At 46.6% G+C, this 22995-nt stretch carries 17 protein-coding genes; 7 read left to right on the top strand and 10 right to left on the bottom strand.

Translation table 11 applies throughout. From position 1 onward, the window contains the following. Positions 1–71: 71 nt before the first annotated feature. Positions 72–761: a response regulator transcription factor gene (locus ABUA47_RS01005; protein WP_035449393.1), complete on the bottom strand. Its 690-nt coding sequence runs from the start codon at positions 759–761 to the stop codon at positions 72–74. A 288-nt stretch (positions 762–1049) separates the two neighbouring features. Between ABUA47_RS01005 and ABUA47_RS01010 the strand changes: the two genes are divergently transcribed. From ABUA47_RS01010 to ABUA47_RS01035, 6 genes are all read left to right on the top strand, one after another. Then, the gene (locus tag ABUA47_RS01010; RefSeq protein WP_005835974.1) at positions 1050–2246 is read left to right on the top strand and encodes a hypothetical protein; all 1197 of its coding nucleotides are present in this window, start codon (positions 1050–1052) and stop codon (positions 2244–2246) included. Positions 2247–3060: 814 nt separating this feature from the next. Then, complete coding sequence (locus ABUA47_RS01015; protein WP_035447983.1) at positions 3061–6270, top strand: SusC/RagA family TonB-linked outer membrane protein; 3210 nt, start codon at positions 3061–3063, stop codon at positions 6268–6270. Between the two features lie 21 nt (positions 6271–6291). Beyond that, positions 6292–8139, top strand: coding sequence for a SusD/RagB family nutrient-binding outer membrane lipoprotein (locus ABUA47_RS01020; protein WP_035447986.1), 1848 nt, complete (start codon positions 6292–6294; stop codon positions 8137–8139). Between the two features lie 331 nt (positions 8140–8470). Beyond that, a complete protein-coding gene (locus tag ABUA47_RS01025; RefSeq protein ID WP_035447989.1) occupies positions 8471–9277 on the top strand; it encodes a DUF3805 domain-containing protein in 807 nt (268 codons plus the stop codon). Positions 9278–9340: 63 nt separating this feature from the next. Beyond that, a complete protein-coding gene (locus ABUA47_RS01030; RefSeq protein WP_035447992.1) occupies positions 9341–11230 on the top strand; it encodes an ABC-F family ATP-binding cassette domain-containing protein in 1890 nt (629 codons plus the stop codon). A 44-nt stretch (positions 11231–11274) separates the two neighbouring features. Continuing rightward, positions 11275–12117, top strand: coding sequence for a histidinol-phosphatase (locus tag ABUA47_RS01035; RefSeq protein ID WP_035447995.1), 843 nt, complete (start codon positions 11275–11277; stop codon positions 12115–12117). Positions 12118–12190: 73 nt separating this feature from the next. Here ABUA47_RS01035 and ABUA47_RS01040 read toward each other — a convergent pair whose 3' ends face one another. The 5 genes from ABUA47_RS01040 to ABUA47_RS01060 all read right to left on the bottom strand — a co-directional run bounded on the left by ABUA47_RS01040 (position 12191) and on the right by ABUA47_RS01060 (position 18749). Beyond that, positions 12191–12619, bottom strand: coding sequence for a thioredoxin family protein (locus ABUA47_RS01040; protein ID WP_005826712.1), 429 nt, complete (start codon positions 12617–12619; stop codon positions 12191–12193). A gap of 9 nt (positions 12620–12628) precedes the next feature. Next, the gene (gene trxA / locus ABUA47_RS01045) at positions 12629–12925 is read right to left on the bottom strand and encodes a thioredoxin (RefSeq protein WP_035447998.1); all 297 of its coding nucleotides are present in this window, start codon (positions 12923–12925) and stop codon (positions 12629–12631) included. Positions 12926–12996: 71 nt separating this feature from the next. Next, entirely contained in the window at positions 12997–15156 is a 2160-nt protein-coding gene (locus tag ABUA47_RS01050) for a S46 family peptidase (RefSeq protein WP_035448000.1), read from the bottom strand. A gap of 139 nt (positions 15157–15295) precedes the next feature. After that, a complete protein-coding gene (locus ABUA47_RS01055; protein WP_035448001.1) occupies positions 15296–17461 on the bottom strand; it encodes a S46 family peptidase in 2166 nt (721 codons plus the stop codon). Positions 17462–17513: 52 nt separating this feature from the next. Continuing rightward, complete coding sequence (locus tag ABUA47_RS01060; RefSeq protein ID WP_347774258.1) at positions 17514–18749, bottom strand: anaerobic sulfatase-maturation protein; 1236 nt, start codon at positions 18747–18749, stop codon at positions 17514–17516. 133 nt (positions 18750–18882) lie between these two features. Between ABUA47_RS01060 and ABUA47_RS01065 the strand changes: the two genes are divergently transcribed. Next, positions 18883–19632 (top strand): DUF4369 domain-containing protein, encoded by a 750-nt coding sequence (locus tag ABUA47_RS01065; protein WP_008663699.1) that lies wholly within the window; start codon positions 18883–18885, stop codon positions 19630–19632. Positions 19633–19715: 83 nt separating this feature from the next. Here ABUA47_RS01065 and ABUA47_RS01070 read toward each other — a convergent pair whose 3' ends face one another. Genes ABUA47_RS01070 through ABUA47_RS01085 form a run of 4 tightly spaced genes read right to left on the bottom strand, consistent with a single transcriptional unit; the run spans position 19716 to position 22803 of the window. Further along, positions 19716–20474 (bottom strand): lysophospholipid acyltransferase family protein, encoded by a 759-nt coding sequence (locus tag ABUA47_RS01070; protein WP_005826706.1) that lies wholly within the window; start codon positions 20472–20474, stop codon positions 19716–19718. A gap of 49 nt (positions 20475–20523) precedes the next feature. Continuing rightward, entirely contained in the window at positions 20524–21699 is a 1176-nt protein-coding gene (locus tag ABUA47_RS01075) for a metallophosphoesterase (protein ID WP_117589628.1), read from the bottom strand. Continuing rightward, positions 21687–22313: a hypothetical protein gene (locus ABUA47_RS01080; protein ID WP_005826703.1), complete on the bottom strand. Its 627-nt coding sequence runs from the start codon at positions 22311–22313 to the stop codon at positions 21687–21689. Before ABUA47_RS01080 ends, ABUA47_RS01075 begins: the two co-directional genes overlap by 13 nt. A 4-nt stretch (positions 22314–22317) precedes the next feature. Continuing rightward, on the bottom strand, positions 22318–22803 hold the full coding sequence (locus ABUA47_RS01085) for an RNA polymerase sigma factor (protein ID WP_005826701.1): 486 nt from the start codon (positions 22801–22803) through the stop codon (positions 22318–22320). Positions 22804–22995: the final 192 nt, after the last annotated feature.

Here is a 22995-nt window from a genome sequence, read left to right on the forward strand (position 1 = left end):
CGGCGAATACGAGGAACAGCGAGATGACCGAAAGGAAAAGCTTCCGGCTGAAGGACAGAAAGTGTCTGTCGTTATTCGGCTTCGAAACAATAACCATATCCCAAGCGTGTTACGATACATTTGCCATAAACTCCGATTTTCTTGCGCAGACGTGTGATGTTCACGTCGATGGTGCGGTCCAGCACATATACTTCGTCGCTCCAGATGCGGTTCAGTATATCCTCGCGCGAGAATACGCGTCCTTTATTCTGCAAAAGCAGCAATAAGATTTCAAATTCTTTTTTGGTGAGTGGTGCCTCTTCGCCGTCAATGCAGACTTTCTTCTTGATGATGTCCAGTACCAGCGTCTTGTAGACAATCTGTTCCGGTGCATGTTCCGTTTCTCCTTGTCGGGTGCGTCTAAGTACGGCTTTGACACGTGCCGCCACTTCGCGTAGCGAGAAGGGTTTGGATATGTAGTCGTCCGCTCCCAGGTTGAAACCGGTCACGGTGTCATTTTCCGTATCTTTGGCGGTAATGAAGATGATGGGTATCCGGGCTGTCTTCTTGTCCTTCTTCAGCATGCTCGCCATTTTGAAGCCGGAAATTTCTCCCATCATCACGTCCAGCAGTAGCAGGCTGTAGCTGCCAATGTCCATTCTCAGAGCTTCTTCAGCGGAGTTTGCCGTATCCACTTCGTAGCCTTCGTTTTCGAGGTTGAACTTCAGAATTTCACATAAGTCTTCTTCATCGTCCACTACTAAAATCCGGTAATCGTTCATTGCTTTGTTGTTTATGTATGACAAGGATAAAACAATTCTCTTGTCACAAAGTTAAACTTTATTTCTTTTTATCGGCAAAAATAGTGCAAACCGAATGCAGAATTTTCATGTTTGCATGAAAACTTGTGCTGAGATGCAGGCCATTTCTACTTTCTGGGTACAAAAGTGAGGCTAATTTGTTACGGAATGATGAAACAAGTGTTACATTTGGGTTACATTAAATTCTCGTTTATCTAAAAGCCCTGTCACATATAAAATATTATCTTTGCTTCGTAAATATTGAATTGTATGAAAGAACTTATGTATATCAGGAGTTTCTCTAAAAGGCGTTTGCCGGTTATTGTGGGAACTCTGCTTTTAGTGATAATCGGCTCTGTCTGGCTGAATACGGCTCCTTTCCGTTCGGGCTTTGATATCGCGGATGAGCTGGGCGGTAATATATTCCCTTCCAGTATCCTTTCAGTGGCTACCACCGATGCTCAGGTCATAGTGCCGGTAGACTCCATGTATGTAGGTAATCCGAAGTCGTGCATCGCTGTCCGTGTCCGTTCGAGGAATGCTTATAGCCGGGTGCGGGTAGAAGTTGCGGAGACTCCGTTCTTTTCCCGTTCAGTGTCGGAATTTGTGCTGGCAAAACCGCGTACGGAGTATATTATCTATCCTGATATCATATGGAATTATGAGGCTCTGAAGAATAACAACCAGGCGGAACCCATTAGTGTGGCCGTTATGGTAGAGATGAACGGTAAGGATTTGGGGCAGAGGGTGCGTACTTTTTCCGTTCGCAGCATTAATGAATGTCTGTTGGGGTATGTCACGAATGGTACAAAATTCCATGATACCGGCATCTTTTTTGCAGCATATGTAAATGAGGAGAATCCTATGATTGACAAACTGTTGCGTGAAGCGCTGGATACGCGTATCGTCAACCGTTTTTTAGGCTATCAGGGAGGTGCCGAAGTGGTGGACAGGCAGGTTTATGCCTTGTGGAATGTACTGCAGAAGCGTAAGTTTCGTTATAGCTCGGTCTCCAATACGAGCCTTTCCAGCAATGTGGTCTTTTCACAGCGTGTGCGCACGTTCGATGACGCCTTGGAGTCCTCGCAAATCAACTGTGTGGATGGAAGTGTGCTTTTTGCTTCTCTGCTCCGTGCCATCAACATAGAACCTATATTGGTGCGCACCCCGGGGCATATGTTTGTAGGATACTACACGGATTCCAGTCATAAAGACATGAATTTCCTTGAAACGACCATGATTGGTGATGTGGATTTGGATGATTTCTTTCCGGACGAACAGTTGGATTCGACGATGGTGGGAAAGTCGCAGAACCAGATGTCGCGCATCACCTTTGACAAGTCCAAGGAGTATGCCAATAAGAAGTATGCCCAGAATAAGGAAGGCATTCATTCCGGCAAACTGAACTATATGTTTCTGGAAATATCCAAAGAGGTGAGAAGGAGAATACAGCCGATAGGGAAATGAGGCGTAGAATGCAAACAGCCGATTTTCACGAACCGGCCGTTCCAATCATCATCTATGAATGAAGACCGTTGAGAGGCTTCAATGAATTAAAACTGAACACTAGTGATTTCTATTATAAAATTTATCAGCGCTGAAAGTATATGTAGCAGGTGTATATGTCTCTTTACCCTCAGTGTCTTTTCCATTAACAATTACCCTCTTGATTGTTGGATTTTCACGGTTTGCATTTCTCACACTCATGCTACGTGCTGTCATGAAATAATCTGTACCATTATATATGTCACCACTGATATGGAAATTCCACAACATGGAAAGAGACCAGTTTTTATAAGTGAAACTTGTATATATTAGTATTATGCTGAAAAATAAAATGTTAATGTAGATTATATGTGGAATTTATTATTGTTAATAGTCTAACACTATTTTTTGATGAACTTATGAATCATTTTAACTAATTTGCTTTTTAGAATCCTTATCCATACCAATATCCCCACGTAATCAAGTTCTTTTTATATAAAAAGATTTATGAATATGCTTTAATGCGTAAATCAAATAGTTCAAAACATTGCTATATATAAATGATAAATGTGATGTGTTTTTCGTTTTTTCGCATCATTGAGATATATTATATACAAGTACGGCATTAATATGATTAAGAGTTAATGCTTTGAATAATTACTAAATAGATATTTAAAACTTTGCAAAAATATAAATGCAAATGTTTTAATATTTATTTAGTAATTTTTAATTCGATTGATGATAGAATTTCTAAATTAATTCATATGTTTGCAAACAAATCCAAATAATAGAGCTTATGAAAAGAAATTATTGCTTATCATTAGTGTTGCTTGCATTGTTTGGGGTGTCTGCACCTTTTGCTGCTAATGCAGCTGTTGAAAGTGTGCTAAGTTCCCAAAGTACTCAGCAAGCCAAGAAAATCACAGGTAAAGTTTTAGATGCGGCAGGCGAACCCATCATCGGCGCCAGCGTGTTAGTAAAAGGTTCTGGTACCGGCGCTGTGACGGATATTGATGGAAATTTTTCTGTAGAGGCGCCGGTGGGTAGCACATTGGAGGTATCTTTCATTGGCTACAAAACAGTGACATTGAAGGTGACGAACGCCACTACTTATACTGTGAGTTTGCAAGATGACTCGCAAGCGCTGGACGAAGTGGTTGTGACGGCAATGGGTATCAAGAAAGAGCGCAAGGCTTTGGGATATTCAATGGAGGATGTGAAGTCGGATGAATTGATGAAGATGAAAACTGCCAATCCTATTTCATCCCTTTCGGGGAAAGTGGCCGGTGTGAATGTTACTCAGTCATCCGGTGCCGCTGGTGCGGGCGCTCAGATTATATTGCGTGGAGGAACGTCGGGTGCTGAAGGCAAAGACAATCAGCCGCTCTTTGTGGTGGATGGTGTTATTTTTGATAACTCTTCATCAGTGGTGGGCAATTCGGCTTTCGATGGTTCCATGCGTTCTGCCTCTACTACTTCCAATCGTTTGATGGATATAAACCCCGAAGATATAGAAAGTATGTCGGTGCTCAAAGGCCCTGCAGCTGCCGCTTTATACGGTTCACGTGCAGCCAACGGAGTTATTCTTATCACTACCAAGAAAGGTAAAGAGGGCGTGGTTGAAGTGAATATCAATTCTAAGTTTACTGCTTCATGGGTAAAGAGCCTGCCGCAAACGCAACGCCAATATGCCCGTGGATATATGGAAGACCAATATGATTCAAAGAAGAACTATACTGGTACTGTGTTTAATGACTTTGCTTATACTTCGTGGGGAGAGAAGTCGAACGCAGCTACTTATGATAACATAGGTGATTTCTTTCAAGGCGGAAACATTTTCGATGAAAGTGCCAGCGTAGCCGGGGGTACCAAGAACAGTAAATTCTATCTTTCAGGGTCTTACTATGATCAAGTAGGTGTTGTGCCCGAGACCGGATACAAGAAATATGCTTTCCGTTTCAATGGTGAGCAGAAGGTGGGGATTTTCATCTTTAACGCCAGTGCCGCATATAGCGATGCTCATACAGACCGTACTTTGACGGGTGCCGGGCTTTATAATTCGAGTGGTAATGGTGCTCTTTATGGTGTGTACAACTGGTCTCCTTTCGACCGAATGACCCACTATCAGAACGAGGATGGTACCCGTTATCGTTTGTTTGGCGATCGTCTTGATCCATGGGACGAACGCGACAACCCCTATTGGATTGTCAATCGTAACCACATGTATGACGACATCGACCGTTTCAATGGGATGCTCAGTATAAAAGCCGATATTGCCAAATGGTGGTTTGTTTCTTATAAAATAGGTATTGACCGTTATACCCAAACCGCTTCCAACCGTTTGGCTGCCAATGGCGTGCTTAAACAAGTGTGGCAAAAAGGTATGATGAGTGACAACACCCAGCAGTTCCGCTATATGAGCCATGACTTTATGTCGAACATGAGCCATAAGTTCGGTGATTTCGATTTGAATCTTTTGTTGGGTGCCACAATGGACGAAACCAAGACAGACCGTAGCTCGATGATGGCTTGGAACTTTTCCGTTCCTGATTTTTTCTCATACGCCAATGCCAGTAAAGACAATAAGCAATTCACACATGCAGCTACTAAGAAACGTTTGGTAGGAGCTTTTGGAGAATTCCGTGCATCATGGAAAAATATGCTCTATCTCACTGTGAGCGGTCGTAATGACTGGACTTCTACTCTTCCTCTTGAAAATCGTTCGTACTTCTATCCTTCGGTAAGCGGTTCATTCGTATTTACTGAAGCCTTGCAGCGACTCGGTTGGCTGGATGACAGTGTGCTCAACTTTGGTAAATTGCGTGCATCGTGGGCCAAGGTAGGTAAAGATACCGGTGTGTACGAATTGGAAACTGCCTTATGGCCTACGGGTACCTATCTTGACGGTACGGTAGGTGTGGGAAATACTTGGACACGCGGTAATGACAAACTGAAACCGGAAATGACCAAGTCTACCGAAATAGGCGTGGAATTGAGTTTCTTCAAAAACCGCCTGCACATAGACTATGCTTACTATACCAACGATTCATATAATCAGATTCTTGCTCCTCGCGGTCCGCAATCTACCGGTTACATCTTTTGGAGTATCAATGCGGGCAATGTGTATAACAAAGGTATGGAACTCTCTATTTCGGGAACTCCCATACAGACTAAGGACTGGACATGGGACATTGGCTTGAACATGGCAGGTAATCGTGGTACTTTGGACGGGCTTCCCGAAGGTATGGGCGTGATGTATGTTACCGATGTGCAATATGCCGGTATGCAGGCAGCCTCGTTCAGCGGTGGAGATTTTATGGGTATTGCCGGTACCAAATGGAAACGTAATGACGCCGGTGAGGTGATACTCGACAAAAACGGTATGCCTACTTATGACAAAACCCTTGTAGCAGTAGGTAATCGTGAGTCATCGTTTACCGGTGGATTGAACAACACCCTTACTTGGAAGAATTTTACTTTCAATATGCTATGGGAATTCCGTGTAGGTGGCGATGTGGTCAACGGTACTCAATATGCTATGGATAACAGCGGTGTGAGCCAGTTCTCTGCCGATGTACGCAATCGTTCTCTCACTGTAACGGGTGTCAATGCCAATGGTGACCCAGTGACCAATACTTGGGAAGCCGATAAAACCTATACTTTTAATGGAGTACAAATGAGTGGCTACAACATCATTAAGGATTACTATCAGAACTATTACTCCAAGGAGTCAGCCAACTATATTACCGATGTCAACTCTTTGCGTTTGCGTTCTGTTTCATTGAGCTATGAGTTTCCTAAAACGTGGCTTTCCAAGATTGGATTTGTAAAGCGTGCTTCGGTATCGGTAGCTGCTACCAATCTATTGCTCATCACCAATTACGACGGTGATCCTGAAGTGGCTGCCGCCGGTGCGGGTGTAGGTGGCTCATCATCAGTAGGATTTGACTACTGCGGTGTACCTGCCACTTCTACCATGTCGTTTGGCTTGAATCTTACTTTCTAACTCTTAAAAAACAGAAGCAATATGAAATTATTCAAATCTATGATATTATGTAGTGTGGGTGCCCTTATTACTTTGTTCTCGGGGTGTAGTGACTGGCTCGATGTAAATGTCGATCCCGAAAATCCCACAGCCGGAAATGCGACCTATGATTCACGATTGGCACATATTGAATTTTATACCAACAGTGCCACTCAGTTTGCTGCTTGGCGTTCCAGTATGTCTATGGGCGATTGGACACGTTATTATGACGGCGGTACTTATTGGAGTATGTCTTATTGGAGTCCTCAGACCGGTGCCGTTACCACTCCCTACCAATGGTGGTTCTGTGGAGCTGCTGTAAATATTCCATTTTTGATTGACAAGGCTACGGCAGCCGAGGCTTGGCATTATGTGGGTGCAGCCCGCGTAATTCGTGCCTATGGTTTTATGCTTATGACGGACCTTTATGGAGAAATGCCTTACAAGTCGAGTGAGGCTGAAGCCGGTGTTACTCCTACCTATAATGACGGAAAAACAATCTATTTGGGCTGTTTGGCCGATCTTGACACCGCTATCGAGATGTTCCAAAAAGAGCAAGGGTCTGCGACAGCTTCGTTGGCTGTAGGCGATATTTGGAACGGTGGTAGTGTAGACAAGTGGCTTAAATTGGCATACTTACTTAAAGCACGTTACATTAACAAGCTTATTAAAAAGGGTGAAGGCAGTTATCTTGAAGGGAAATACGATGCCGCAGAAATCTTGGCTTGTCTTGACAAGGCTCAGCAAAGCAATGCCGACAATACCGTATTCAATCATATTGATGCCAATAATTCGCATGATGTATTGGGATGGGATGAACCGGTTGATTATTCACCGCTCTTTTCTGTATGTGGCATGAATGCCGGCTATATGCCTACCAAGATGCTTTACGATAATCTGACAAATTTTGCCGGAAGTGGAATAGAAGATCCGCGTGCCGATAAGATTTTACCTTGGGCATATTCGAAGCAATCAAGTAATTCACCCGCAGAGGTGAAGTTCAAAAACGGTTGGCGTCGTTCTATGGGTGTAGATATGATTGGCAATGATAGTCCCAGCCTTACCGGCGGACCGTTGCGCTCGAACTTCTCGGCAGCCAAAGGGTGGTGGATTGACAGTGAATCTTCTACCCGTAAGGGGGACACTATTTATGTAGAGTGTACCAGTCAGTGCAAAGCTTATCAAGGACGTCCTGATTTACTTTATCGTCGCGATGGCACTGATGCCTCTCGCGAATCGGGAACTTTCTATACTCGCGTGTCTTCTCCCACCTATATTGGAACCTATGCCGAAGCTTGTTTCATACGTGCTGAAGTACTCTTTAACCAAGGTAATAAAGGAGCGGCTTTTAATGCTTATAAGAAAGGTATTGCAGCCAGTATCGACGGTATGAACGATAAGTTGAAAGTGTGGTGCCGTGAAGATGCCAATTTGGAAGCATGCCCCTCGTTCTCTCCTATGACGCAAACCGACATTGACAACTATTTGAACAATGGTATCGGCACTGAAGAGAATATTACTTTGGGCAAGATTCTTACTCAAAAGCGTTTGGCATTGCATTTTTCCATGGAAATTTGGAACGATATGCGTCGCTACGATTTTAATCCGGAGCTTTTCTTAGGCTGGGGTATTCCTGCACGCTATGGCGTTGATGCTACTGCCCAAAAGAATATTCCGCAAGGTAAACAGTTCCGTCGTTGGCAGCAATGCAGTCATGAACTCAACTACAATACGGCCAATCTGCAAGCTATCGGTGCCACTGTTCCGGGAGCTGATACTTCAATTGCACTTTGGAATGCTGCCGAGGACGTATGGACTTTACCCGTATGGTGGGACAGTGCCCAAAACTAATTTTTCATTGCATTTTATTTTGTGATACAAATTCATTATCTTTACGCCCAAAATGTGGATTTTAAGATATAGTTAAGATATTGAAGGCTCTAATGGTCTTCATTCATAGATGATGATTGGAACAGCCGGTTCGTGAGAATCGGCTGTTTTTTTGTTTCGTTTGTTTGCATATCAACGGCGGTAATATGTTACTTTTGCCCTAAAACCGAAGATAGGCTGCACCTCAGCATAAAAAATGGACAAGTTCATTTTATTTTGCATTCGGTTTGTACTATCTTTGCGAGAAATAGCTGAGATGGTGTGAACTGTCTTTGCAAAGATTAGTCTATATATGAAACAAAGCAAGAAATTTATCTCTCCGGGGGCATGGTTCTCCATGACTTATCCGGTAGACTGGAATGAATTCGAGGACGGGGAAGGCTCTTTCCTTTTTTATAACCCCAATGAGTGGACCGGTAATTTTCGCATTTCGGCTTTCAAAGGGAATGCTACATATGGCAAGGACTCCGTGAAGCAAGAGTTACGGGAAAACTCCTCTGCCATTCCGGTTAGGATAGGCCGGATGGAATGTGCATATAGTAAGGAGATGTTCGAGGAAGAAGGTGCGTACTATACTTCCCATTTATGGATAACGGGCGCGGATGAAGTTGCCTTTGAATGTTCGTTTACGGTGAAGAAAGGAGAGCCGGTTGCAGAAGCGGAGAAGATTATCGCTTCGCTGGAAACGCGGAAGGATGGAGTGAAGTATCCAGCGGAGATAATTCCGGTGCGCCTTTCGGAAATCTACCAGATTAATGAAGCATACGAGTGGGTGGATACTACTATAAAGGAATTGTTGAAGAAGGATTTCCAGGGAGCCGAGGAAGACATTGCCAAGATGCAGCAGATGATGGAAGAAAGCAACATCGGTCCTAAGAAGAAGGATGCATGGCTGGCTTTTGGCATCGCGCTTTGTGTTATTTTCGCCAATGAAGTGGACGGTATGGAATGGCGTACCTTGGTGGACGGAAACCGGGAAGCGCCCATATTGCTGAACACGTCTACCGGTGAATGGATAGACCCCATGAAGCTGGTTTGGAGCAAAGTAAAGGCAGGAGGTAAAGTGAATCTGCCGGAGATATACAGCTCCTTGTTCTAAGGTCCGGTCATCTCGGTACTGTGATTTTCAACTTTCAATTTTCATTTTTCAACTATTAAAGCATTGGCAGCAGTAAATTCAATTCTTCAGGTGGAAAACTTGACCAAGTCGTTCGGTGACTTGGTACTATTCGAAAATATTTCTTTGGGCTTGTCCGAGGGACAGCGTGTCGGGTTGATAGCCAAGAACGGCAGTGGCAAGACGACATTGCTCAATATCCTTTCCGGCAAGGAAGGGTATGACAATGGCACCATTTCCTTCCGTCGTGATTTGCGTGTGGGTTATCTGGAACAAGACCCGCAATATCCCGAAGAGCTGACCGTGCTCGAAGCGTGCTTCCATCATGGCAACAGTACTGTCGAGTTAATCAAGGAATATGAACGTTGCATGGAAACGGAGGGGCATCCCGGCTTGGACGAAATTCTGGTGCGTATGGACCATGAAAAAGCTTGGGAGTACGAGCAGAAGGCGAAACAGATTCTGTCTCAACTTAAAATACGTGATTTCAGTCAGCACGTAAAACATCTGTCCGGCGGGCAGTTGAAGCGTGTGGCACTTGCCAATACCCTTATCACTGAACCCGATTTGCTGATACTGGACGAGCCTACCAACCACCTCGACCTCGATATGACGGAGTGGCTGGAGGAATATCTCCGCCGGAACAACCTCAGCTTGCTGATGGTGACGCACGACCGTTATTTCCTCGACCGGGTATGCTCCGAAATCGTAGAGATAGACAACCGGCAGATTTATCAGTATAAAGGCAATTACAGTTATTATCTGGAGAAGCGCCAAGAGCGTATCGAGGCCAAGACTGTGGAGATAGAACGTGCCAATAACCTCTACCGCACAGAGCTGGAATGGATGCGCCGCATGCCGCAAGCCCGCGGGCACAAGGCACGCTATCGGGAGGATGCCTTTTACGAGTTGGAGAAGGTGGCTAAGCAGCGTTTCAACAACGACAATGTAAAGCTGGACGTTAAGGCTTCTTATATAGGCAGTAAGATATTCGAGGCAGACCATCTGTACAAATCCTTTGGTGACTTGAAGATTCTGGATGATTTCTCCTACATCTTCTCCCGTTACGAAAAGATGGGTATCGTAGGGAATAACGGTACGGGCAAGTCGACCTTCATCAAGATACTGATGGGGTTGGAGCAGGCAGACAGCGGTACGCTGGACATTGGCGAGACGGTCCGCTTCGGTTACTACTCGCAGGACGGCTTGCAGTTTGACGAGCAGATGAAAGTGATTGATGTAGTGCAGGACATTGCCGAAGTTATAGAACTGGGCAACGGCAAGAAGCTGACGGCATCGCAATTCCTGCAACATTTCCTATTTACTCCCGAGACACAGCACAGCTATGTCTACAAGCTGAGTGGGGGAGAACGCCGTCGCCTCTACCTGTGTACGGTCTTGATGCGCAATCCCAACTTTCTGGTGCTGGATGAGCCGACCAATGACCTCGATATTGTGACGCTGAATGTGCTGGAGGAGTATTTGCAGAATTTCAAAGGATGCGTGATGGTGGTGAGCCACGACCGTTATTTCATGGACAAGGTGGTAGACCATCTGTTAGTGTTCAACGGACAAGGGGACATCCGCGACTTTCCCGGCAACTATACACAATATCGCGACTGGAAAGATGCGAAAGTCCATCAGGAAAAGGAGAAAGAGAAAGAAGCCGCCAAGACTCAGGAGGACAAGACGGCAAAGGTGCGTCTGAACGAGAAACGGCGCATGTCTTTTAAGGAAAAACGCGAGTTTGAACAATTGGAGCAGGAGATAGCTGACCTGGAAACCGAAAAGAATGCAATTGAAGAGGCTCTGTGCAGCGGTACTTTGTCTGTGGACGAACTGACGGAGAAGTCGAAACGTTTGCCGGAATTGTCGGACTTGATTGACGAAAAAACATTGCGCTGGCTGGAGCTGAGTGAGATAGAATCGAACTGAAGTTCGAAATTGAAAATTAAGAATTAAAAATTAGAACTGAGAAAGTGGGAAATCTGACGAATTATCATAGCCATAGCCTTTATTGTGACGGGCGTGCCGGCATGGAGGACTTTGTGCGTTTTGCATTGAGTGAAGGTTTTACATCTTATGGCTTTTCATCGCATGCTCCATTGCCTTTTTCTACGGCATGGACTATGGAGTGGGATATCATGGACGACTATCTATCTGAATTCCATCGTCTGAAGGAGAAGTATGCCGGACGTATCGAACTGTATATCGGTCTGGAGATTGATTATCTGAATGAAGCGAGTAATCCGTCCATCGCCCGTTTCAGGGAGTTGCCGTTGGACTACCGTATTGGTTCTGTACATCTTCTCTACAATGACAAAGGGGAAGTGGTGGATGTAGATGTACCTGCGGATACCTTTAAGACCATTGTAGACGGACATTTCTGCGGTGACTTGGAGCATGTGGTCCGTCTCTATTATGGTAGGTTGACGAGGATGCTCGAGCTGGGTGGTTTTGATATTGTGGGCCATGCCGATAAGATGCACTACAATGCAGCATGCTATCGCCCGGGATTGCTGGAGGAGCCTTGGTATGATGAGCTGGTTAGGGCGTATTTCGCAGATATTGCCCGTCGCGGCTATCAGGTAGAGGTCAATACCAAAGCCTATCATGACCTGGGTACTTTTTACCCCAATGAGCGGTATTTCTCCTACCTGCATGATTTGGGTGTACGTGTGCAGGTAAACAGTGATTCACACTATCCGGAACGGATAAGCAACGGACGTCCCGAAGCTTTGTGTGCCTTGAGGAAAGCTGGATATGAATCGGTGATGGAACTACACGGAGGAGAATGGAAAGAGATGCCTATCGTGTTTTGAGTGAATAGGATACAAAAACTCCTGACTTGCCTTTTTGTAAAGGTAGTCAGGAGTTTTTTCTTTCTATTATGAACTATTCTGTTTTCAGTAAAAAGTCGTCAATCGCCTTTTTGTAGGTAGCCTTATCGGCTGCTCCGCGGAAGAGCTGAGGCTCTCCATTCATAGGGATGAATACAAAAAGAGGGATGCTTGTTGCATTGAACAACGCTGCCAGTTCCTTTTCCTTATCCACATTGACTTTGTAGACAACGATTTTATCGGCATACTCTTTGGCCAGTTCCTTCATAATGGGAGCCACCATGCGGCAAGGTCCGCACCAGTCGGCATATAAGTCTATGATGGCAGGCTTGTTTCCCTTGTATTTCCAGTCCTGGGATTTCTCATAGTCGAACACATCCTTGATGAACATGGCTTTGTTCATGACGATAACTTCTCCGTTTGTTTGAGCATAGGCCAGCATGCAGGAAAACACGAGGGCAACCATTGCTATAATCTTCTTCATTTCTTCTTGTTAAGAGTTTTGTTCTATAACGGCTTTCAAATCCTTACCGCTGATGACACCCGAATGGCGCCATACGGCTTCACCTTTCTTAAATACGATAAATGTCGGTACTGCTTGTATACGGTAGCGGGTAGCAAGTTCTTCGTGCTGGTCTACATCTATTTTGGCGATACGGGCAGCATCTCCTATTTCGTTTTTGAGTTCTTCCAGTACCGGATGCATCGCCTTGCACGGGCCACACCAGGTTGCAAAGAAATCAACTAAAACGGGCTTTTCTGATTGTATCAATTCTTCAAACTTTTCCATAATTTTTTCCTTTCTGTTTTTATTTATTTGTAATGATAACAAAATAGGAGGAGGATTTGTTCGCTAAATCATTATTTAATCGTCATCTCTTCAATGAGATGCGAAGCTCCCGCGTATTTGTCGATGATGAACAAGGTGTAGCGGATGTCTACACATGCTGCTCGTTGGGAGGACGGACGGAAGGCAATGTCGCCAGTCAAACCTTCGTAATTGCGGTCAAAGCCGGTACCTATCAGTTCTCCTTTGGCATTGAACACTGGGCTGCCGGAGTTTCCACCGGTATTGTCTGTGTTGACAATGAAGCAGATGGGCATTTCGCCGTTCGGCATGGCATAACGTCCGAAATCCTTTGCCTGATACAGCTGTTTCAGTTTGGCGGGGACTACAAACTCCCAATTGTCGGGATCTTCCTTCTCCATAGCTCCTTTCAGAGTGGTGTAGTAATCATATTTCACACCGTCTGCCGGAGCGTAGGGGAGTACTTGACCGTAGGTCAGGCGCAAGGTGGAGTTGGCATCCGGATAGATGGGCTGACCATTGGCAAGTTTCATGTCCATCATGCCCTTTACCCATACCTTGTGGGCGGCATTGTAGTTTTTATTGGCATCCATCATGGCAATGGAGGTCTGAAGCAGGCCGTCCGTGATGGAATATTTCAGCAAGACCATCCAGTCTGTATTAATCTTGTAGAGGCTGGGCTTGCGGATGAACTTGGCAAAGTTCTCCTTGTTGCCGAAGATGGAATGTTCAAAGCAGGCGTCGATGAAAGCGTCGCTGTTGCCCTTGAAACGCTTGTCTATGATTTGGAAAATACCGATGCGTTGTTCGGCAGGGATATACTTCATGTAGATTTTCAGCATTTCCTTGCCAACAATACGTTCCACTTCGGGGAAGGGGACAGAGGCAAAGTAGCGGTCGGCTGCCTTCTGAAGGCTGTCTTTAGCTGCTGCAATCTGTTTTTTGTCCTTGTTCTTCAAGGCAGATACCAGTCCTGCGGTGCTGGGGATACGCATGAAATCGAGTCCCGTCACCAGTGCTTCCTGAATGGCTTGCTGGTGGTAGAGGGCTGGACGGCGTTGCTTTACGATGGCGCGTATCTGGTCGAATGCTTGCTGATAGCTATTGTCGTTCAGCGAGCGTCCGCGTGCCAGGAGTGCCTCTTGCTGTGCACGTTTAGTGTCCAATACTTTCAGACGGACGAGACCTTCGTTCATACCGATGGCATTTTTCCAGTAGTTGGCAGAAGATGCATACTTGCTGGCATAGTGGATGCGTACGGCATCGTCTTGCAACATTTGTTTCATCAGAGCTTTCTGGCGGACATCGCGCACGTGGTGGCGCATGAAGTTGGTGGTTTGCATACGCTCTTCCACCTCGTCGGAAATCATGTAGCGCCAGTTGCGTCCGGGGAATCCCATGACGAAGGTAAAGTCGCCCTCGCGATAGCCGTCAAGGCTGATGGTGAGATGTTTCTTCACTTTTAGGGGAACGTTGTCTTTGCTGTAAGCGGCGGGTTTCCCGTCTTTGTCGGCATAGATGCGGAAGATGGAGAAATCTCCCGTGTGGCGGGGCCACATCCAGTTGTCGGTGTCTGCGCCGAACTTGCCGATGGAGGAGGGGGGAGCGCCTACCATGCGGATGTCGCTATAGGTGGTCTTTACGAACAGATAGTATCTGTTTCCACCGTAGAAGGCTTTCAGTTCCAGCTTGCGGCCGGGTGTCAGGGCGATGCCTTCGGACTTGGCGAAGCGGTCGGCTACTGTCTTCAGGTATTTGGGAGACAGATAATTGGTGCCGTTCGGGTCGTCGTCGGTTTTCAGTTGTTCGTTTACGTAGTCTGTCACGTCCAGTATCCGGTCGATGTAGGTGACGGTGAGTCCCTTGCAGGGAAGCTCCTCTTCGCGGGACATAGCCCAGAAACCGTCGGTCAGGTAGTCGTGTTCCACCGAGCTGTGTTGCTGTATGGCGCCATAGCCGCAGTGGTGGTTGGTCAGTACCAGGCCTTCGGCAGAGATGACTTCGCCGGTACAGCCACCGCCGAAATGCACCACGGCATCCTTCAGGGCAATGCCGTCGGGATTGTAGATTTGGTTGGTGGGGATGAGCAGTCCGAGTTCCGTCATGGCTACTTCGTTCTGCTTTTGCAGGTCGGTGAGCATCCACATACCTTCGTCGGCGTGTGCGGCAAGGACAGAAGATGTAATGAATAATGATAATAGGATTCTTTTCATGGTGATGTGCGTTAGAAGAGCATCTGAGAGGGGGGCTATTCAGTATACGACTGAATAGGGTTAAGTATACGACTGAATGGCATTCACTATACGACTGAATGCCATTCAGTATGGGAGGTAATCTCTCAGAGGCTTTAATTTATTCTATAATGTTCATTTCTTTTATCAGATGACTGCAATTGCCCAGTTTGTCGAGGATGAAGAGCACGTAGCGTATATCCAGTGCAATGCAACGCTGCAGGTCATTGTTGAAGTTGATGTCACCGCTCAGAGATTCCCAGTTGCCGTCGAAAGCAGTACCGATGAGCTGTCCTTCGCCATTGATGACGGGGCTGCCGGAGTTACCGCCGGTGATGTCGTTCGTCGTGAGGAAGCAAACCGGCATGGTGCCGTCTGCCATGGCGTAGCGTCCGAAGTCTTTCTTTTGAATCAGTTCTTTCAGCTTGGCGGGTACCACGAATTCACGGTCTTCGGGATTCTCTTTTTCAAGGATACCGTCGGTAGTGGTATAGTAGTCGTAGTGTACAGCATCGCGCGGGCTGTATGATTTTACATTACCATAGGTCAGACGCATGGTGAAGTTGGCATCCGGATAGGAGGGGACGGGCTGTTTCATTTCACCCAAGCCACGGATGTAGGCCTTGTGGAGCAGTTCCATTCCGCTTTCCAGTTCCATGTATTGCTTTCCGAGTTCCTGCAGCTTTTCGTTCTTGGAGCGCGAGTAAGCCGTAGCAGGGTCTTTCTCAATGGCTTTCACGGTGGGCTTTGCCAGGAATTTATCCAGGTTCTTGCGGTTGGAGAGGATGGAGTTGTCGTAAATGTTGTCTACGTATGCGTCGTAGTCGCCCTTGAACTCTCCGTTGATGGTTTGGTAGAAGGAGGGCAGCTCGTTGGCGTTCAGTGCCTTGGCAAGGGCGGGCAGGATGGCTTTGGCTACGGCGCGGTCCACTTCGTGGTCGTAGTCTTTATTGTGGATGCCATCGTAGGCATTTTCCAACTGCTTCTTCGAAGCTTGCAGCAATGAGTCGTTCTTCTCTTCGAGCGCTTTCTTTATGTTATCCATAATAAGGTAGGTACTGCCGAATTCGATAGCACCGCGCAATGCTTCGTTGGTATAGTAGAGCTGGCGCAGCGTGGGGGTGCTTTTCTCGATGATGGCATCAATTTTCTCTACCACACCCTCGTATTCGGGTTTTCCTTGGGCAAAGGCGGCATACTTTTTCTCGATTTCGGCTTTGGCGCTCAACACGTCATTGTCGATGATTGCCTTGTTCATACCAATGGAGTTTTTCCAGTAGTTACTGCTTCCGGCAAACTTGCTGGCATACTGGATGCGGGTCTTGTCACTGGCATCCATATACTTGCGCAGCACTTCGAGGCGTACGCCGCGCATGTCAATCATTGCCTGGTTCACGGCGTTCATGCGTTGCTTCACTTCGCTCTGGGTGAGGTAACGTTCTGTGCTGCCGGGAAAGCCCATAATCATGGCGTAGTCACCCTCGTTCAGGCCTTTGATGGAGATGGGCAAGAACTTCGGCGTTTTCAGGGGTACATTGCTTTCACTGTATTCTGCAGGCTCTCCGTTGGCATCGGCATAGATGCGGAACATGGAGAAGTCGCCCGTGTGGCGCGGCCACATCCAGTTGTCGGTTTCACCGCCAAACTTACCTACCGAGGAGGGAGGAGCGGCAACCATACGCACGTCGCTGTATACCTTATAATAGAACATATAGAATTTGTTTCCTGCATAGAAGGGGAGTGCGCGCACTTCAATGCCCGGTTTACCCTTCAAATCGCTCTTCTCCAGTTCCTCTTTTGCCAGTTTGTTGAGGAACGGGGAAGTCAGTGCATCGATTTCCGTCACTTCGCCTGCCTTTATTTTAGCGTTGACAAGGTCGGTGATGTCTACAATGCGGTGCACGAAACGGAATTTCAATCCCGGGGTGGGCAGTTCTTCACTGCGGTTCATGGCCCAGAAACCATCTGTCAGATAATCGTGTTCCACGCTGCTGTGCTGCTGTATGGCACCGTATCCGCAATGGTGATTGGTCAGAATCAGTCCTTCCGGAGAGATGATTTCGCCGGTACAGCCACCGCCAAAGATACCTACAGCATCTTTCAGTGACACGCCGTTGGGATTGTAAAGGTCGTCAGCCTCCAGCTTCAGTCCTTGCTTTTTCATCATGTCGATGGAGTTCTGCTGCTTCATCAGTTGCAACAACCACATTCCTTCGTCTGCACGCGCAGAGCAGACTGTCAGTGCGGCAATGGCCGCAAGCAAACCTTTCTTAAATGTAATCTTCATATAATCAATTATTAAGTAATGTCTTTGAATTTCATTGTCATCGCTTGTGGGCTTATGGCTTTATGGCATTGTTTCTTATTGCTTCCATAATGTTTGCAGGCGGACGCCGGTTCATCAGTTCGTTCTTCATAAAGTCCATGTATGGGGCTGCGTGACTGAAGAACTTATGATATCCTGCACAAAGGTAATTCAGTCCCGGCTCCCCGTCGGCTGTACATGCAAAACGGTTCTTTGGGCATTCGCCGTTGCAGGCAAACAGCCATTCACACTCCCTGCATTGGGTGGGGAGCGATTGTTGCTTCATCAGTCCGAAGGCTTGTTGCCGTTCGCCGTACATCATCTCCACCAGTGTATTCTGATGGATGTTGCCCAGTTTATATTCGGGGAAAACAAAATGGTCGCAGGTATATACGTCTCCGTTGAACTCCATGACGCCTGCATGGCCGCACGTCTTTGCCATGGAACATACACTCGGCTGTTCGCCTATCCAGTTGGCAAGGGTAGAGTCGAATAACTGTATGTAGTAAGTACCCACGTCCTGCTTTACCCATTCGTCGAACAAGGCGCATAGGAAGTCTCCCCATTGTTCCGGCGTGACGGAAAAGTCTGCCAGCTGCGTGCTCTTTTCCTTGTCTGCCAGGGAGGCAAGATGGCGTCCGTCCCCATGAGGGGCAATGCGCTCCACGATGGGGGCAAACTGGATGTAATGGCATCCTATCTCCTTGAAGAAATTATAGAAGTCCAGCGGATAGTCGGCGTTGTAGTCATTGACCACTGCCATTCCGTTCCATTCCACACCGTGCTTTTTCAGCAGGTTGATGCCCTGCATCACCTTGACGAAAGAGGGCTTGCCCTGCTTGTTCTTCCGGTATTCGTCATGGAACTCCTGAGGCCCGTCTATGGAGACACCCACCAGCCAGTTGTTTTCTTTGAAAAACCGGCACCATTCATCGGTCAGCAACGTGCCGTTGGTCTGTATGCAGTTGTCTATGGTGCGTCCGTTGGCATATTTCTTTTGCAGCTCCATGGCACGTTTGTAGAAAGAGAGCGGACGCATCAGCGTCTCTCCGCCATGCCAGGTGAACAGAACCTGGGGCATGGTCTGCGAGTTGATGTACTCCTCGATGAACTTTTCCAGCAGTTCCTCGCTCATCACATGCTTGGGGTTGTCTCTATATAGTTTGGATTTCTCCAGATAATAGCAATAATCGCATGCCAGATTGCATACCGCACCTACCGGTTTCAGCATTACATAGAGCGGTTTGGCAAAAGGTGCATAGGTTGACATGTATATTTTCTCTATTTTTATGATTTATAATTGTGCAAAAATACGTAAACCGAATGAAAAATCCTTTCTTTCTATTCGGTTTATAAGGAATATTAATACCTTTGCTGGGTGTAATTCAAAAATCGTTTCTTGCATGATTAGAATGAGTGTGAACCGCATTTTACCCTTTTTGCTCCTGCTTGTGCTCTTTACTTCTTGCAACCGCAAGTATAAGATAGAGGGCAGTTCCTCGGTAACCAGCCTTGACGGAAAGATGTTGTTCCTCAAGACGCTTCGGGACGGGCAATGGGTGAACGTCGACTCGGCAGAGGTTATCCATGGGCATTTCAAGATGAAAGGCCGGGCCGATTCCGTGATGATGGTGACTCTTTATATGGACCACGAGGGCATTATGCCTTTGGTGCTGGAAGACGGCAAAATCGTGGTTTCCATCTCCAATACTCAGTTGATTGCCAAAGGGACTCCTTTGAATGACAAACTGTACGAGTTCATAGACAAGCGCAATTCCCTGGAAGTGAAGATAGAGGAGCTGGAACGGAAAGAGGCGCGTATGGTGCTGGACGGTGCCAATCTGGATGACGTGCATGGGCAGTTGGCAAAGGAAGGCGAAGCACTTGTGAAGGAGATGAACGACTACGTCCGGCAGTTCATTGTAGATAACTTTGAGAATGTGCTGGGCCCCAGTGTATTCATGATGATGTGCAGCACACTGCCCTATCCGGTGATGACTCCGCAGATTGAGGACATCATGAGGACTGCTCCCTTGTCTTTTAAAGAGAATACTTTGGTGAAGGATTTCCTTACAAAGGCGAAGGAGAACATGCAGCTGATTGAAGAGCAGAAACGCATGAAGCAAAATGCTTCTGTAGGAGGACAGAAATAAACAGGAATGAGTTGATAATGACAAACGGGAATGCCTGAATATCCTATCAAGATATTCAGGCATTCCCGTTTGTCATTATGTCTTTATCTGTCCTGGTCTTCGTTCTTCACCATCCCTTTATACTTTTCCGGCAATGCACTCTCCACCGCCGCATAAGCCTCGTTCATGCTTGCCTTGATGTTTTCTGCCCCTTTCCCTTTGGGAGGAATAGGTTCATGGATGGTCAGTATCATCCGGTGGCGGTGTATCCACTTTCCGGTGCGTGGAAGAATCTCGAACGAGCCGTCTATAGTGACGGGCACCACTTCCAGTTGCAGTTCATCTGCCAACTGGAAAGCACCTCTCTTGAAGTACCCCATGTGTCCCGTGAAGGTACGTGCCCCTTCGGGAAATACTACCAGTGACACGCCGTCTTTCAAAGATGATTCTGCCTGCCGCATGGTGGCAAGCACCTTCTTGGGGCTGGAACGGTCGACGAAGATATGTCCTGCGCTCTCGCATGCCTTGCCGACAAACGGGATTTTGCGCAGGCTCTTCTTCATCATCCATTTGAAGTTCCGTCCCAGGAATCCGTATATCAGGAATATGTCGAAGGCACCTTGGTGATTGGGCACAAACACGTAGGAAGTACGTTTGTGTATTTTCTCCCTTCCATGTACCTCTACCGGAATAAGCAGTATATAGCAGATGAGCTGTGACCAGATTTTACCGGGATAGTAACCCCAGATATGCGCTCCTCCTATCAGCGAACCGATGATGGTGACCAATGCTGTAAGGATAGTCAGTACCAATAAAATGGGCAACGCAAAGCAAACCTGATAAATAATATAAAGTATCTTCATAGGTGTCGGATTTTTTATTGCTACAAAGATATACCTTTTTCTTATTTCGTCACTCTTTCTCTCTTACTAATTTTAGTACTGTAATTTCCGGCCATGCCCCGAACCGGAACGGCAGTCCTACATAGCCGATGCCAATATTTACGTACAAAGCCCTTTTGCCTTCGTAGTACATTCCTCTCCATTCCGGATAGATAAGTTCGGCAAGGGAATGTCCGAACAAGATGCCTTGCATGGCGTGGGTGTGTCCTGCAAGCATCAGTGAAATATCCGATTGGGGCAGTACCTCGCGCCTCCAGTGGGTAGGGTTATGGCTGAGCAATATTTGGAACATTCCCTCCGTGCCCTGCATGGCTTGCGGCAAGTCTGCAAATTGGGAGAAAGGAGGCTCCCCGTCGTTTTCCACACCGATGAGGGCTATGCTGTCACCTTTGTGATGAAGGATGTCATGCTCATTGTTCAGCAGTTTCCATCCCATTGCTTTCTGCTGCCGGATTAAATAGTCCAGATTGGCGATTTCTGCTTTCGGGCTTTGCCAGTGATAGTATGAGCCATAGTCATGGTTGCCGAGGATGGAGTATACTCCGTCCGGTGCATATAGTTGGGAGAGTATTTCTTGGAAACCATCCAGTTCGTGGCTCTGCTGGTTCACGAGGTCACCGGTGAAGACAATCAGGTCCGGCTTCTGTCCGTTGACTAAATCGACCAACTGTTTGATGGGTTCCAGATTGCCTTGCCAACTGCCGATGTGTATGTCCGATATTTGCACGATGCGGTAGCCGTCGAAACCTTCCGGAATATTGGCAGAACGGTATTCCACTTCTTTTGTATCGAAACGGGTGATGCCTGCCAGGGTACCGTAAAGGATATTGAAGAAGCTGACGACAGCCAAAACCAGTCCTATAGCGGTGAACGGGCTGCGGGGACAACGACGGATGATGAAGTGCGCCAGTACTCCCACCAGCGAGCAAAGCATGAATATGGTTTTTGGAAAGACAAACAGCATGATGGTAATTGCCAGTCTGCCTATGGCCTGCGTATGGTTTGACATCGCATTGTCGCCCGTAAGGAATATGAAGTAAACATAGCCTGCCGCTAATAGCAAGGTGGGAAGCCAATAAAGGCAGTGAAGGACTGCCTTTCTGGTTTTTCTTACTACATAAACCAAGTAAATGTAAAGGTCGGGGATGAGAAGGAAAAGGATGAAAACAAGAGTTACTCGGTGCATATATCTTTCAATTCTTCAATGTTCTTTTTAATATTGTCCAGATGTTTGTAAATCACTTTTTTGTAGAGAATATAGATAATTAGCGCGTCAAATACTACGAAAAGGGTAATCAGTAGGGCTTGTACGCTGGCTGGTGCCAGATGATATTCCATCACCCAATAGTTGAGGATATTGAAAAGGATAATCCAAATGGAGATGCCCATCACTTCATATCTGGTCCATTGGCGGAAGGTGGTCATACGGCGACTGACTTCGGCAACCCCCATTTCATCAATACGCGTGTCCTTGTTCCAGCGGTATGTTTTCCAGTCCCACCACATGCCTATGAGGATGCTTATAGCGATGAATCCCAGTAAAGCGACAATCTTGCCTTGCAGCTGCTCATTGAAGCCGAAGGTGGGCAGCAACAGCCATATAAGCAGAAGGGCTGCCAGACCTACCGCTCCCATTCCGATAGAGAAACGCTGTATGACTACGAGTCGTCCCAGACTTTTGCGGGTATTGGCCTTGTAGCCGGCAATCAGTTCGGTAATCTGCTGTTCGTCAGCAATCGGTTCTTTCTGCAACTGTTCATTCAGTGCGTTCCATGATTTCTTCAGTTCATCCAGTTCCATATATTTATTCCTCCTTATTCATTTTTTTCAATTTGTCCTTGATGCGGCTGAGTTTGGTGGCAACGTTTGTCAAGGTCAGCCCGGTGATTTCGGCAATTTCTTCGTAGCTTTTCTCTTCCAGATAGAGCAGTATGATGGACTTTTCCAATTGTCCCAGTCGGTTTATCATCCGGTAGAGCTGCCGTAGCATGGCTTGTGTCTCGTCGGTTTCTTCAGTCCGGTCGGCTTCCTGGGTGAGGGTGACGATTTCGGGGATGTTCTTTTCTTTGCGGATAAAGCTGATGCACGTGTTCAGTGCGATGCGGTAAATCCATGTGGAAATCTTACACTCCCGCCGGAACTTGGGAAATGCTTTCCATAAGTTGAGCACCACTTCCTGATACAGGTCGTTGAGGGTAGCATTGGGCGTGGTGTACAGATAGCACACCTTATATATCACGCGCTCATACTCCCGTACCACGGATACAAACTCTTGTTCTGCATTTTCCATCTTTTAGCTTCTTTCGAATTGCTTTTGCACTGTTAGTCGCATTGTGTGGCGATAAATCACAGTTCAAAAAGGATTATTTTAATGTGTTAATGTGCCTATATGCTAATGTGCCTATATGCTAATGTGCCAATGACCTGCGGCATGGTAGCACAATATACATATAGCGCAGCCAATTGGCACATTAGCATATAG

Source organism: Bacteroides sp. RTP31139st1_H2_RTP31139_211217, from assembly GCF_040227615.1.
Classification (GTDB): Bacteria; Bacteroidota; Bacteroidia; order Bacteroidales; family Bacteroidaceae; genus Bacteroides; species Bacteroides uniformis.

Excerpts from the sequence above, each read along its gene's own strand:
- ABUA47_RS01005 (WP_035449393.1), bottom strand. The coding sequence starts at position 761 with ATGAACGATTACCGGATTTTAGTAGTGGACGATGAAGAAGACTTATGT.
- ABUA47_RS01010 (WP_005835974.1), top strand. The coding sequence starts at position 1,050 with ATGAAAGAACTTATGTATATCAGGAGTTTCTCTAAAAGGCGTTTGCCG.
- ABUA47_RS01015 (WP_035447983.1), top strand. The coding sequence starts at position 3,061 with ATGAAAAGAAATTATTGCTTATCATTAGTGTTGCTTGCATTGTTTGGG.
- ABUA47_RS01020 (WP_035447986.1), top strand. The coding sequence starts at position 6,292 with ATGAAATTATTCAAATCTATGATATTATGTAGTGTGGGTGCCCTTATT.
- ABUA47_RS01025 (WP_035447989.1), top strand. The coding sequence starts at position 8,471 with ATGAAACAAAGCAAGAAATTTATCTCTCCGGGGGCATGGTTCTCCATG.
- ABUA47_RS01040 (WP_005826712.1), bottom strand. The coding sequence starts at position 12,619 with ATGAAGAAGATTATAGCAATGGTTGCCCTCGTGTTTTCCTGCATGCTG.
- trxA (WP_035447998.1), bottom strand. The coding sequence starts at position 12,925 with ATGGAAAAGTTTGAAGAATTGATACAATCAGAAAAGCCCGTTTTAGTT.
- ABUA47_RS01050 (WP_035448000.1), bottom strand. The coding sequence starts at position 15,156 with ATGAAAAGAATCCTATTATCATTATTCATTACATCTTCTGTCCTTGCC.
- ABUA47_RS01055 (WP_035448001.1), bottom strand. The coding sequence starts at position 17,461 with ATGAAGATTACATTTAAGAAAGGTTTGCTTGCGGCCATTGCCGCACTG.
- ABUA47_RS01060 (WP_347774258.1), bottom strand. The coding sequence starts at position 18,749 with ATGTCAACCTATGCACCTTTTGCCAAACCGCTCTATGTAATGCTGAAA.
- ABUA47_RS01065 (WP_008663699.1), top strand. The coding sequence starts at position 18,883 with ATGATTAGAATGAGTGTGAACCGCATTTTACCCTTTTTGCTCCTGCTT.
- ABUA47_RS01070 (WP_005826706.1), bottom strand. The coding sequence starts at position 20,474 with ATGAAGATACTTTATATTATTTATCAGGTTTGCTTTGCGTTGCCCATT.
- ABUA47_RS01075 (WP_117589628.1), bottom strand. The coding sequence starts at position 21,699 with ATGCACCGAGTAACTCTTGTTTTCATCCTTTTCCTTCTCATCCCCGAC.
- ABUA47_RS01080 (WP_005826703.1), bottom strand. The coding sequence starts at position 22,313 with ATGGAACTGGATGAACTGAAGAAATCATGGAACGCACTGAATGAACAG.
- ABUA47_RS01085 (WP_005826701.1), bottom strand. The coding sequence starts at position 22,803 with ATGGAAAATGCAGAACAAGAGTTTGTATCCGTGGTACGGGAGTATGAG.